We start from the raw sequence: 13,955 nt of genomic DNA, 5'->3' as shown, positions 1-13,955 counted from the left end.
GATTTAACTACTTGTTTCTATATTCACTTCTTGAACTTTAATTGCTATGATAGATGCGCGAGCAGGTTAGGCAATAACGCAAAGCTCCAGTGCATTTATTGCTTGCCTTCATGCTGAATGTTAAAGGAGTGCTATGTAATGAAAAGGCTTTTGAATAAAAATTATTTGCTTTCACTGAGTTGCCTCAGCTCTATTGCGTTTATGAGCGTTTTTTATAATCTATTAAATAATGATGGAGGACACGCAAAAGTACTCCTGTCGCCAATAGACCAAGTGATTCCCCTCATTCCTTCCATGAGTATCCCTTACCTTGGATGGTATCCATATATTTTTATTGCAATGGCTTTTTTATGTCTAAAGGATCGTAGCATGTATTTTAAAATCCTTATCTCCATGAATATTTCTCTTATTTTTTGTTATATCATTTATTATAACTTCCAGACTACTGTTATTCGCCCTGTAATTTTTGTTACAAATTGGACGGAGCAACTTTTACAAACCATTTATCGCAATGATCCGCCATTCAACTGCTTTCCTAGCATTCATTGCTTGCACTCTTATCTTGTTATGCGTGGAGCTTGGTTATCTAAAAACATATCAAATCGGACAAAAACTACTTTTACGATCATATCAATTACTATTATTTTATCTACTTTATTTATCAAGCAACATGTTATTTATGATGCATTCGCTGCGATTTTGCTAGGAGAAGTTGTTTTTTGCTTCATCTATGGTGTGAGTCTGCTAAATGGCAACAAACAGAAAAGATTACGACAACATCTGCGTTTATAGCTTAAATATAAAAATAAATTAAAACAAGACACAAACAATTAAAAATTAAAACACCACGATGGATAAGTGTATGATATAATAAAAAAAGACCATCACAAAATAAATATTTAAAAAATAATCCTTTTCATTTTCACTTATGAATGTTATTATTTTTTTGTGTTGATCGATAAAGATACTTATGTCACAGGTCAAGTGATTAATTTCACATAATCTACTTCGTTTATATGCTAGAATGCCAACGGATGCTCTAGTTTATTATTATTTCGTTATTAAAATGGTTTGCATTTTAATATATATTTTTCAAAAATTTTACTAAAGAAACGTGGAGGTCATTACTAATGAAAAAAACAGCTATCATTTTAAGCAGTGTATTAGCGTTAGGTCTTTTAGCAGGTTGTGGTTCTAAAGAAAAAAATGCTGAGCAAAAACCAGCAAACACAGAAACTAAGGTTGAAACTCCAGCAAACAGTGGTGCTAAAGATGGCACTTATGCTGATGGTACTTATTTTGCTCAAGGTAAAGCAGACGAAAAAACTGGCTGGCGTTATTTTGTAGAACTAAAAGTAAGTGGCGGCAAAATTACAGAAGCGAAATGGAATGCAACTAACTCTACTGTTCCTGTTGACAAAGTTACTTATTCCGAAAAAGGCCAATATGGTATGAAAGCTGGCGGTGCTCAAGCTGAATGGCACGAGCAAGCTGCTAAAGTTGAAGCTTACTTAGTTGAAAAACAAGATACTAAGTTGGAATTAAACAGCGAAGGTAAAACGGATGCGATCTCTGGTGTTTCTGTTCATGTTAACGAATTTTTCACTTTAGCTGATGAAGCTCTTGCTGCTGGTCCAATCCAAGTTGGCCCTTACAAAGATGGTAACTACCATGCAGAAGAAGATGCATTCGACGCTCAATCTGGTTGGAAGGGCACTGTTGACGTTGTGATCGCTGCTGGTAAAATCGTAAACGTTGATTTCAGTGGTATTAATGAAAAAGGCGAAGACAAAAAACAAAACTCTATCGATGGTAAATACGGTATGAAAGCTGGTGGCGCTCAATCCGAATGGCACGAGCAAGCTGCTAAAGCTGAAGAATTTATCGTTGAAAAACAAGATCCTGCAGCATTGACATTCAATGACGAAGGTAAAACAGATGCAATCTCTGGTGTTTCTATCAGCTTGAAGAGCTACTACGATCTTACTGCGAAAGCTTTAGAACAAGCTAAATAATATTTATTCAGTTCATAATTAGGCAGTTTACATCATTTACTATGAAATAAATCATGTAAACTGCCGATAATATACCTTTCATCACATGCATGAATCTATCCAATTTAAGAAGGTGAATTTTTTGAAGAAAATAGTCGTTTTAGGCGGCGGATATGGTGGTGTTGTTACTTCTAAACACCTAGCCAAATTGTTCAAAAAGGATAAGGATGTTGAAATCACATTAATTGATAAAAATCCTTATCATACGTTGTTGACTGAATTACATGAAGTTGCGGCTAATCGTACTCCAGAAGATTCAATCAAAATTGAGCTTAAAAAGATTTTCCAAGGTCAAAAAGTGGATGTTGTGTTAGATCACATCGACAACATTGATTTTGCATCCAAAAAACTGGTATCTGAAAAAAATACCTACAATTATGATTACCTTGTAATTGGTAGTGGTAGCAAGCCTACCTTCTTTGGTATCCCAGGTGCGGAAGAAAATGCTTTATCCTTCTGGTCTTATGAGGACGCAGTACGTCTTAAAGACCAAACTCGTTTAATGTTTAGCTTGGCTGCTAAGGAAACTGATGCAGTAAAACGCAAAAAAATGTTAACCTTTGTTGTTGTAGGTGCTGGATTCACTGGTGTTGAATTGATAGGTGAAATGGCAGAATATCGTGATGAATTGTGTAAAGAATTTTTCATCGATCCAAGTGAGGTTCGTTTGGTTGTTGCAGATATGGCGCCAAAAATTTTGCCAATCCTGCCTGATAAGCTAATCCAAAAAGCAACAAAACGTTTGAACAAAATGAACGTTGAAATTATTACAAGTGCAAAAATTACTGGTGTTAATGCTACCAGTGTAGTGCTGGGTGATAAAGAGCTAGATGCACATACGATCGTATGGACTGCTGGAGTAGAAGGCTCGGATCTTATTGGTACACTGGATGTACAACAACAAGGACGTAAACGTATCTTAACAAATGACAAGCTGCAAAGTGTTGATCATGAAGATGTATACGTTGTAGGGGACAACATTTTCTATATTCCAGAAGGCGAAGAACGTCCAGTTCCGCAAATGGTTGAAAATGCTGAGCAATCAGGTCCACTTATTGCACACAATATTTACGCAGACGTTAAAGGCAAACCTAAAAAATCCTATAAACCAGGATTCCATGGCACGATGGTATGTATCGGTAGCCGTTATGGTGTAGCTAACGTTGGTCTTCCTAACAAAATGTTTATGCTTAGCGGATTTATGGCTATGGCAAGTAAACACCTTATTAATATGTATTACTTGTTTACTGTAGCTGGCTTTGCTAAAGTATGGACTTATATGATGCATGAATTTTTCCATGTGAACAACAGAAGAAGCTTTGTTGGTGGTCATTTTGCAAAACGTTCACCTAACTTCTGGTTGCTTCCATTACGTATCTTTGTTGGTTACAAGTGGTTGCAAGAAGGATTGGATAAATTACCAAAAATCCTTGATAACCCTTCTAACATTTTCTTAATCCCTGCTTCACCACATGCTAGTGATGCTGTATCAGCAGCAAGTGAAGCTTCTAAGGCAGTAACTGAAACTGTTGATGCTCAAACTGCTGCTTCCGCAGTAGAAAGTGCTTCTCACGCTGTAACTGCATTACCAGTGCCTGATTTCATTAAGAGCATGGTTAACTGGTTTATGGATATTTTCTTCTATACTTCAAATGGTGGTTATACAGATCTAGCATCTATTTTCCAATTCTTTATGGTATTTGCTGAAATCGCGATTGGCGCAATGCTAATTGTTGGCTTATTCACCGCTGTATCTTCTGCGGTTACCGTTGGACTTGGTATTATGATCTGGTCTTCTAGCATGGCATCTACTGAAATGTTATGGTATATGGCTGCTGGTGTTGCACTTATCGGTGGTTCAGGTAGTGCATTTGGTCTTGACTACTATGTATTACCTTGGCTTAAGAAGCAATGGAAGAAGCTTCCTTTCGTTCGTAGATGGTATCTTTACACCGAATAGTTTTAGATGGAGTATGTAAATACTTTTAACAAGAGAGTAATGTGCATCACGCACATTACTCTCATTTTTAGCTTGATTAGATTGATTTTTATTTACCTGCTTGCCGAGGAGTGACCCCAATGAATACGAATCTAATATTCGATGCTGTTCAGCTTGTACAACATGAGATTTCGCCTGATACCGGCATTCATTTGGATGATGAACAATTAGATGTATTATCAGCAGCAAGCTTATTATTAAATTATAATTTATCATCTTTACGTCAGAAGCATTTGCTTGCAATTTATATTGTCATAACGTTCGCCTCTTACCGTCATAGCGAAGCTAATGTATCCTCCAGTGAAGCACTAATTCGCAAAATTTTAGATGGCGACTACCTATATAGCTTATACATTGAATTATGTTTGCGGTTTGAAGAGCATGACTTTTTTATTCATTTAGCACCCATAGTTAAACAAATGCAAATTGACAGGTTTAATGGTTATAATAATAATCATTTGTTGCTAAATGGATTAGAAGCATTCCTTGAGCTTAAATGTAGTGATGGCAAAATTAGCAATGCAATCTAATTCTAATTAAGACTTGACCTGAAGGAGATTTTTCCCATGAAGCTTAACGAGACGCTGAATATTCCATTAAGGTCAATTGATCGTGAAATTGAGAACATTATAAAACATGACAAGCATTTATCTAACTCCGATTTATTATCCAAAAGTATTATAAAGCTTGTAAACGCGGGTGGTAAGCGGATCCGCCCTTTGATGGTTGTTGTAGGTAGTAGATTTGGGCCCTCTCCAGATAAGAAACAAATTTGGCAACTGGCTGCAATTGCGGAATTTATTCATGCTGCCTCATTAATTCACGATGACATTATTGACGATTCTCCACTACGTAGAGGTCAACCAGCTCTACATATTCAGCTTGGAATTGAGCGTGCGATTTATTTAGGTAACTACATGTCTGCACGTGTAATGGAACTGGTATCGCAGTATTCTGCTGATCAGGAGCGTTATGCTTACGATTTATCCTCACTTGTAACTACCCAATTATGTCTAGGCGAGTACCAACAGCTCACTCATAAATATGATTATGGTATTACAATTGAGCAATACTTAGAAAAAACCAAAAATAAAACAGCTGGATTAATGGCTTCGTGTCTACAAATTGGGGCAAGGGCGGCAAAAGCACCTGAAGAAGTCTATACACTACTGTATCAATTTGGTGAAAAGCTAGGGATGTCTTTTCAAATTCGCGATGACTTATTGGACTTTATTCAAACCTCACATACTTTAGGTAAACCTGCGGGCAATGATCTAAAGTCTGGACAAGTCACTTTACCTGTTTTGTTTGCACTTCAAGATAAGGCTTGTGCAGCATTGATTGCTTCTATTGATGCAGCTTCCTCTTCGGAAGAGGTGCAGCTCGCGATTGAAGCAATTTCGAAGAGTGATGCACTAGCTCAAACAGAGGCACTAAGCAACCAATATTTAACTGAAGCACAACATATCATTGAGCAATTAGCAGACTATCCTGCCCATCGTGATCTTCAGGCATTATTGGATTATTTCAGTGGACGAGATTACTAATAATTATATAAAAATTAATTAAAGAAAACGACAAAGCATTGATCAAAGGCAACTTGAGGGCACCTACACGATCAGCACTTCGTCGTTTTTTTGTTTTCAACTTATTAAGCGGAGGGGTAGAGGGATTCTGGAGAAGCAACGCGCTCGTCTTTAAAACCTGATTCTAACATTATTCTCCATAATAAAAGGAATCTGGTTTTAACAACGATCGTAAGAACCCTCTACACCGTAGCCCCCACCACTATAAGAAATAATCTAACACTGTCGCACATAAAATAACCATACTAATCACCTGATTCAAATTATAAGAAGCTACATTCATAATTTTACGATTAGAAGGCTTAATAATATGATGCTCCGTTAATAACAATACCACTGCTATTAGTAATCCTCCGATATAAATCCAACCTAGCCCACGAATCGGTATAAGCGAGATCAGCAATATAACCATTATAAAATGTAGTCCTGCTGCAATACGCAACCCATTTTTAAGACCAAATACACTTGGAATCGACCATAGCTGGTGGTTCTTATCAAACTCAATATCCTGAGAGCCATAAATAATATCAAATCCAGCAATCCACAACATCACGATTGTCCCTAATATAAAGGGTGTAAATGCAAATGCCCCTGTCACTGCAAACCATGCACCTATCGGTGCGGAAGCGATTGTAAAACCTAAATACAGGTGACTCATGTACGTAAATCGCTTTGTGTAGGAATATGAAGAGATTAAAAATATTGCAACAGGTGATAACACCAGACACAACATATTGAGCATCCCTGCTGCAAAAATGAAAATTCCATAGTTTATAATGACAAAAACCATAACCTCTTTTGACTCTAGCAGGTGCCTTGGCAAATGCCGATGAGCAGTTCGTGGATTTTGTCCATCAAATACACGATCTACAATACGATTAAACGCATTTGCTCCATTTCTTGCGGCAACAAGTGCAATGAGTGACCATAACATGACATGACCAGACGGCAAGCCTTCTGCCGCCCACACCATAGATATAATGGCAAAAGGCAAGGAGAATAACGTATGTGAAAACATAACTAATTCGCCATACATCCTAATCTTATGACTTATTTTTCTAGCATAATCCATTGTGCTTCTACTCCCGCATCCTTCATTTTGTACAGTGACTACCTCTTAAAATTTGGTAACAGCTTACTTAACGTTTGCTCCAACGCCTGAAGCATCTCTTTAATGTCATTTACATCAATCACAAGTGGCGGCTGGAAAGCAAGAACATTGCGGTTTAATCCATTTTTGCCGATAATAAAACCACGATCCTTCATTTCCTCCAAAACATCGTCAACAAGCTGTGCCCCACGACTAGGCTCATGTGCCATCAGTTCACAACCAATCATCAAGCCTGCACCTCTCACCTCAGTAATAAGCTCAGGGAAATGCTCTGCTAGCCCCTCTAAGCCTTGATATAACACTTGACCAAGCTGGCTAGCACGTTGTGGCAATTGGTGAGACTCAATGTAATCTAAGACGGCTAAACCAGTCACAGCAGCAACGGGATTCCCACCAAATGTAGACGCAGAAGGACGATTGTAACTCGCGGCGACTTCATCTGTTGTTGCAAATCCTGCAATTGGAACCCCACTTCCTAACGCTTTAGCCATAGAAATAATATCAGGCACGACACCAAAGCTGGAAATCGCAAACATCGATCCAGTTCGGCCAAAGCCAGTCTGAATTTCGTCTGCAATTAATAATACACCATAGTCCTTAAGCAAGGCACTAACTTTTGCAAAATAGTCCGCTGGAGGTACGATAATTCCTGCATTTCCCTGAATCGGCTCTACAATCATCGCGGCAATTTTATCTCCACGTTCCTTTAAAACCGCCTCAAGTGCATCCAACGAACGTTTTTCTGCCACTTCTGAATCCACACCTAGCTCATAAGGACGTGGAATAAAGTGTACCCCTGTTTCGTGACTTAATTCAGGATCATTACGCCACATCGCAAGCCCAGTTACACTCATCGTCAAATAAGTGCGCCCATGAAGCCCATGCTCTAGTGCAATAAACTCCTTGCGCCCAGTATGCATTCTAGCAAGTGTTAAAGCTCCTTCATTTGCCTCTGAACCACTATTTACAAAAAAAGTACGAGTTAATGAACCTGGTAACACCTTTGCAAGGCGTTCTGCCAAATCCACATTTGGTTGTGTTAAATAAATCGTACACGTATGCTGTAACGTCTCAAGCTGCTTCACAGATGCGGCAGCAATTTCTGGATTACAGTGCCCACTCGCTACAACAGAGACTCCTGCAAAAAAGTCACAATATTTACGTCCTTCATGATCGTATAAGTATTGCATATCCCCTTTTACAAGCTGAGGTGGGTTACGATAAAAATGCGCCGTACAGGGATAAAAATATTGTTGTCGCTTTGCGATAATTTCATTTGGTCCGATGAATGTTTGCATAATACTCACTCCTAACTGTTGATTTTAGTTCCCTCTGCCTCCTGCTGCGCTTCCTCTACCGATTGAACCGTAGTCGCATGTCCGCCATTAAATTGTAACGCACCTAGCGTATAACCAGAATAAACAGGCTCTAACTCGATATTGGTGGACTTATCACCATGATTACTATTATCACTATTACCATTGCTACTATGACATAAAGCAGCTCTATACGCCGCCACAATACGTTCTAGTTGCTCTGGGGTATACGTTGTTCCTTCAATCCGGAAAACAGCCACACCGGCTTGCTGTAGCTCCGCAACAAATGGAAGCATATATAACTCTTTGCTTAATGTTAAATGATTACGTCCATGTACATCACGATACACAGGATTTTCACCTTTATCTGTTTTTAGCACTAAAACACTATTATTTACGTAGTAGTTGTCTTCTTCTTCTATCGGCTCGAAATGCTCTGCATTTTCATATAGATCATGCTCCATGTACATAATTGCAGGTGATCCATGAACAAGCATTTCAAGTGGTGCTTCTGTCTGCTCTAGTAATGTTTTCAACTCTAGTAAAGGTAATTCAATAGAAGCGGTAAGACGCTCTACGCCTCTTTTAAAATAAAAATCAGCAGATATATGATTATACACATTTAAGTTAAAATCACCAATCAAAGGATATCCACAGCTTGCAAATTTATGAATCGCCCCTAAATTCGTTACCATTATGCCATCAATCGGCAGTCGTTCCCCAAACAATAAGCCTTCATAAATTTCAAACTGTAATTCGGTCATCATTCGTGGTAAGCATACATATAGCTTGGCATTGCCCTTCATTGCTGCTAATTGCTCGATTTGGACTCTAGTAAACGGTGTATCAGGTTCATACACGTCGCCTGACAAATAAATATGTTCTGCTCCCCCTGCAAGTGCAGCCTTTGCTTGTACCATATTATTTACATGGACGGAAATCTCAGCAGTCCCTTGATGTTGTTTGTGAGGACGCACATTTACGCTAGCTAATTCCTCTTTTATTGCTTCAAGTCTTTTGTGACTTATTTCACGTTCCTCGGTAGGCGTACTAAACACTTTTCCTGTACTATAGAACTTTCCTGTCCCTTCGAATCTGCGATTAATATTACTTAAGCCTGGTTTACCAAACGCATACCCAACGGATAAATCCCGCTTACGGTTGTTGTGAATTAGATCTGTATCTCTCTGACGCTCAAAACCAACTGGATCAGCAATGTAACGATCAATGGCATCTCCATACGCATTCACAAGCATCACCACAAAGTTAGCATCACGCATTCTACCTTCGATTTTAAAGGAGTTAACGCCACCATGAATCAACTCAGGAATATGCTCATACATAGACATATCTTTGACTGCAAGCGGATATTCGGCAGGATACACATACCCATCCTTCTTCACCCGATAATCCCAACGACAAGGCTTCAAGCATTTACCACGGTTACTGCTCATTCCAAACACCATCGAACTGAAATAGCAATTAGCACCATGCACAGAACACATATCTCCATGCACAAAATATTCAATCTCCATGCCAGTGACCTGCTGTAAATATCTTGTTGTCATTAAATCCATTTCTCTAGATGCTACAATCCGTTTAACACCTAACTCCTGAAGCGCCTTAACCATCTCTACATTATGTACATTCATCATAACAGAAGAATGCACGTCTAAGTTAAGTCCCATTTCCTTGATCAATGCCACGACAGCAAAATCCTGCACAATCAAACCATCCGGTCCTGCCTGCTCTAAAAACTGCAAATAAGTGCGTGCCTCTTCAATTTCACCCTCATGCAATAAATTATTGACTGTCACATAGACCTTTTTATTTAAACCATGCGCAATTTTTACTGCCTCAGCGAGTTCCTCTAATGTAAAATTGTAACCTTTACGCATCATTCGCATGTTTAAGCTGGGTCCACCCATATAAACTGCATCACAATTTGCCTGAATAACCTCTTTAAAAATTTCAAATGTACCTACTGGCGCTAGTAGTTCTACCAACTTACCATTAAAAAAACGTGCCATGATGATTTCCCCCTCTGTTGATAAACCTGTTGATATATTGTGGATAATATGTGGATATTAAAAACGAAATAAAATAACAATACCAATAAGCAACACATAAGAAGCCGTAAAAAAGGTTTCTCTACTTCCCCAATGAAGCTGGCGAAATTGCGTTCGTGGTTGCCCAACCACATATCCTCTTGATTCCATCGATAACACTAAATCTTCTGCACGGCGAAATGCGCCTACTGTCACAGGAACTAGTAATGAAATCAGGAGCTTCCCTTTTTCCCTCCAAGGTAATTCCTTTACATCGGCTCCACGTGCGGCTTGTGCCATCATAATTTTTTGGGTTTCATCCAAAATTGTCGGTATAAAGCGTAATGCAATTCCTAACATCAACGTCAAACGATCGCTAGGCACTCCGATTTTTTTAAGTGGCTTTAACACACCATCTAAGCCTTGATTCAACACCCCAGGGGTCGTCGTAAAGGTTAAAATTGCGGTAAAAGACACCAGCAAGGTCATTCTTAAAGCCGAAATAAGCCCTGCACTAAAACCCTCTACATAAATCTTAAACCCACCAAGCTGGAACAAAATATGCTCCCCACCTATCGTTAACGTCTGAATAATAAAAATAAAAACGATAATGACCCATAACGGCTTTGCCGCCTTAGCAAAATAACGTAATTGTATTTTAGTAGCTAACATATAAAGGATTGAAAAAATAATCGCGATGGCAAGCGGAATCCACGTTCGCACAAGGAGCAATGCAATAAGGTATAACACCATGCCCGTAATTTTGGCTCTGGGGTCTAAATGATGAATCCATGAGCCGGTATCAATTGTACGTCCAAATAACAGCCGATTTCTCATTTCACTTAACTAGAGCCTCCTTTACTTGCGCCTTCATCTTTTGAATCCCGAATAACCACACTAATTCGTTTTGCCAATGCCTTTGCTGTTAACTGTGGAGCTTCATCTTCTAGTCCAAAGCGAGTCGCAAGCTGATTCCAATAAGTGATGGATGCAGGTAAGGCAAGTCCTTGCTCTTCTAATTGCACACTGTGCCCAACCATTTCAGAGGCCGTGCCTTGAAAAATAACCTTTCCTTTTTTCATCACGAGCCATTCGTCTGCATAGGGAAGCATATCCTCCATTCGGTGCGTAACTACAATGACCGTTTTGCCTTCCTTTTTACACATTAAATTTAGTAATTCTGCTAGTTCAGCCCGACTTTGAGGATCTAGAGTTGCTGTTGGCTCATCCAATACAATGACCTCAGGGTCCATCGCAAGCACAGAAGCAATCGCTACCTTCCGCATCTGCCCTCCACTCAATTGAAATGGATTACGAGGCAAAAGCTCATCACTTAGTCCTACCATTTGCAGTGCCTTACTGGCACGTTGCTTCGCTTCTTCTACTGGCACGCCAAAATTTAAAGGACCAAACATAATATCCTTTTCGACGGTATCCTCAAATAGCTGGTGCTCTGGAAATTGGAAAACAAGCCCTACTCTTCGTCTTAGCTCAGTAAGCTTTGGCGATTTTTCTCCTGCCTCAATCGTGACATCAAGCACCTTTACCTTGCCCTCTGTTGGCTTTAATAACCCATTTAGATGCTGCATAAAGGTAGATTTGCCTGAGCCTGTTTCTCCTGCTATTCCAATAAATCCACCTTCCTCTAAGCGAAGGTTAATATGATCAAGCGCTCCATGATGCCATACACTTCCGGCTCCATAAGCGAAGCTTACCTCTTCAAATACAATTGCCATAATGCTTCCTCTACCTCCTTTAAGCTAGCACTTACCGGAATTTCAAGTCCTTGCTGTGCTAACTCCTGAACAAGCAACACGGAATAAGGTGGGAGCAAATGACAGGCTTCCATCAGGGCTTGATCCATAAATAAGGCTTGTGGAGCTAGATCGGCAGCAATACATCCGTCCTGCAACACAATAACTCGATCTGATTTCAAAATTTCATCTGGATCATGCGTAATTGAAATAATCGTATATTGACCGCTACTACGCATCTCTTCAACGATCGCCATCAATTCGCCTCTTGCCTTTTCATCTAACATCGAAGTTGCTTCATCTAAAATAATAAAATCAGGCTCCATCGCTAAAATGGCGGTAATCGCCACCTTTTGCTTTTGCCCACCAGATAGTTCAGAAGGATGCTTTGAAAGCAGAGATTCAATCTGTAGCTTGCTGCTATATTTTTTAATGCGAGCAAGCATTTCTTCACGTGGAAGGCATAAGCTTTCAAGTCCAAAGGCAATATCCTCTTCGACTGTAGCTCCAATAAATTGATTATCTGGATTTTGAAATACCATGCCAATACGGCGCATAAGCTCCCCTGCGCTCTCTTGGTTGAGCTCTGTCCCGTCCACCTTGATTACACCTGCGTTCACAGCAAGAAGCCCGCCAAGCAATCTGGCGAGCGTTGATTTACCCGATCCGTTAGCGCCAACTAAGGATACCCATTGTCCTGTGGCAATACTAAAAGTCAACTCACTTAAAACTGGCTGCTCTGGTGCATAGGCGAAGGATACCTCCTGTAATTCAAAAGCTGGTATCTTATGTGTCATAACCTTCCCCTCCTTTTTAATATGAGATGACTAGTAGTGATTGTAAGCATTAAAATCATTAAGACTTACTAGCTTTCCATTACATAAATAAGCATGCATGAAGTAGTATTTTCGTTTTTATGAACGTTGCAAAAAGCCCTCAAACAAAGATAGCTTTGTTAATGCAGGGATTAAATACCGCACTGCAATCCCAACCGCGATGCCTGTTGCAACCCCAGTTAACATTAAAGGTGGGAAGTAGTAAAATATTTGGCTTGCTGAGAAATAAAATGCCGCCGCACATACTTGACCTAAATTATGCATAATACCACCAATGACACTAATACTAAGCATACTTAGCTTGTCACGTCCTACTAAAAGCAGGAACCACATCGCAACAAAGCTAAATAGCGCCCCCATTATACTAAATAAAAAGCTTGAAAATGTACCAAATATAAAGGCGGTTAGCAATGTTTTTAAAAGTACCATCACCAATGTGTCACGTGCAGGTAAAAAATATAAGCAAGTCAAAACCATAATATTGGCCAACCCTAGCTTTGCGCCAGGGGGTCCTGCAGCAGCAATAGGAATAATGGATTCAACAATACTTAGCACAACTGAGACAGCGGCAAAGATTGCAATAATGACCGTTTTACGTAAAGCACGATTTGAAGCTTCATTTAACGACGCCATCGACTCCATCTCCTTCTCCTGCTGCTGTATCTACAATTTCAACCATCAGCTTATGTGGAAGACATACAATCGTCCCTCCATTACGTTCTATAAATCCAAAAGATAAGCAGACCTTATCAGGGCAATCCGCATCCGTCATTTCAATTCCATAATCATGAACCTTCAATGTATTGAAGCCATCTTCTGTTTTCACTTCAATCGTTTGTTCTTTTTCAGTCAAATTAACAGTCTTATAAAGCTTCCCATCTACTGTGATCTTTGCGACCTTTGTTTCGTTGTGATTTTTTTCACTTGTGTCAAGCCATCTTGGGACTAGGAACACCAGCGCGATGACTACCACTAAGCCGATTACTATGACATCTCCGCGTTTCATGAGGCAAACTCCCTTATTTTTTGATTATATAAATCTTATTCATTATACATGTAACCGAACAATCCTTCAACGACAATCACTGATTTGAGAGTATAATTACACATTTTCAACATTTGCAATTATAAATTAGACATTATCATTACTTTTACACACTTTTTTTATTTACTTTACTTAAAAATAAAACTTTAATGTTAAGTATTTACATTTGCATTCAAATGAGCTATAATATAAAGATATTGATTATT

The 13,955-nt window shown here is 39.2% G+C and carries 13 protein-coding genes; 5 read left to right on the top strand and 8 right to left on the bottom strand.

Features of this window, described 5'->3' with window-relative positions; genetic code table 11:
• Positions 1–294: 294 nt before the first annotated feature.
• From J2Z32_RS17435 to J2Z32_RS17415, 5 genes are all read left to right on the top strand, one after another.
• Complete coding sequence (locus tag J2Z32_RS17435) at positions 295–792, top strand: phosphatase PAP2 family protein (protein ID WP_210090469.1); 498 nt, start codon at positions 295–297, stop codon at positions 790–792.
• A 338-nt stretch (positions 793–1,130) separates the two neighbouring features.
• The gene (locus J2Z32_RS17430; protein ID WP_210090468.1) at positions 1,131–2,015 is read left to right on the top strand and encodes an FMN-binding protein; all 885 of its coding nucleotides are present in this window, start codon (positions 1,131–1,133) and stop codon (positions 2,013–2,015) included.
• A 121-nt stretch (positions 2,016–2,136) separates the two neighbouring features.
• Entirely contained in the window at positions 2,137–4,014 is a 1,878-nt protein-coding gene (locus J2Z32_RS17425) for an NAD(P)/FAD-dependent oxidoreductase (protein ID WP_210090467.1), read from the top strand.
• 119 nt (positions 4,015–4,133) lie between these two features.
• Positions 4,134–4,583, top strand: coding sequence for a hypothetical protein (locus tag J2Z32_RS17420; protein ID WP_210090466.1), 450 nt, complete (start codon positions 4,134–4,136; stop codon positions 4,581–4,583).
• Between the two features lie 36 nt (positions 4,584–4,619).
• Positions 4,620–5,600 (top strand): polyprenyl synthetase family protein, encoded by a 981-nt coding sequence (locus J2Z32_RS17415; protein ID WP_210090465.1) that lies wholly within the window; start codon positions 4,620–4,622, stop codon positions 5,598–5,600.
• Positions 5,601–5,841: 241 nt separating this feature from the next.
• Here J2Z32_RS17415 and J2Z32_RS17410 read toward each other — a convergent pair whose 3' ends face one another.
• From J2Z32_RS17410 to J2Z32_RS17375, 8 genes are all read right to left on the bottom strand, one after another.
• Positions 5,842–6,711, bottom strand: coding sequence for a UbiA-like polyprenyltransferase (locus J2Z32_RS17410; protein ID WP_210090464.1), 870 nt, complete (start codon positions 6,709–6,711; stop codon positions 5,842–5,844).
• Positions 6,712–6,749: 38 nt separating this feature from the next.
• Positions 6,750–8,048, bottom strand: a complete 1,299-nt coding sequence (locus J2Z32_RS17405) for an aspartate aminotransferase family protein (RefSeq protein ID WP_210090463.1) — start codon at positions 8,046–8,048, stop codon at positions 6,750–6,752.
• A gap of 11 nt (positions 8,049–8,059) precedes the next feature.
• On the bottom strand, positions 8,060–10,096 hold the full coding sequence (locus J2Z32_RS17400) for a peptidase U32 family protein (protein WP_210090462.1): 2,037 nt from the start codon (positions 10,094–10,096) through the stop codon (positions 8,060–8,062).
• Between the two features lie 57 nt (positions 10,097–10,153).
• Positions 10,154–10,951, bottom strand: a complete 798-nt coding sequence (locus J2Z32_RS17395) for an energy-coupling factor transporter transmembrane component T family protein (RefSeq protein WP_210090461.1) — start codon at positions 10,949–10,951, stop codon at positions 10,154–10,156.
• Positions 10,952–10,956: 5 nt separating this feature from the next.
• Positions 10,957–11,850, bottom strand: a complete 894-nt coding sequence (locus tag J2Z32_RS17390; protein ID WP_210090460.1) for an energy-coupling factor transporter ATPase — start codon at positions 11,848–11,850, stop codon at positions 10,957–10,959.
• Complete coding sequence (locus J2Z32_RS17385) at positions 11,826–12,665, bottom strand: ATP-binding cassette domain-containing protein (RefSeq protein ID WP_210090459.1); 840 nt, start codon at positions 12,663–12,665, stop codon at positions 11,826–11,828. Before J2Z32_RS17385 ends, J2Z32_RS17390 begins: the two co-directional genes overlap by 25 nt.
• Positions 12,666–12,782: 117 nt before the next feature.
• Positions 12,783–13,337 (bottom strand): Gx transporter family protein, encoded by a 555-nt coding sequence (locus J2Z32_RS17380; RefSeq protein WP_210090458.1) that lies wholly within the window; start codon positions 13,335–13,337, stop codon positions 12,783–12,785.
• Positions 13,321–13,710, bottom strand: coding sequence for a NusG domain II-containing protein (locus J2Z32_RS17375; RefSeq protein ID WP_210090457.1), 390 nt, complete (start codon positions 13,708–13,710; stop codon positions 13,321–13,323). The genes J2Z32_RS17380 and J2Z32_RS17375 overlap by 17 nt, the downstream gene beginning before the upstream one ends.
• Positions 13,711–13,955: the final 245 nt, after the last annotated feature.

The organism is Paenibacillus turicensis, from assembly GCF_017873435.1.
Taxonomy (GTDB): Bacteria; Bacillota; Bacilli; order Paenibacillales; family Paenibacillaceae; genus Fontibacillus; species Fontibacillus turicensis.
This window is presented reverse-complemented; position numbering and strand designations above follow the sequence as displayed.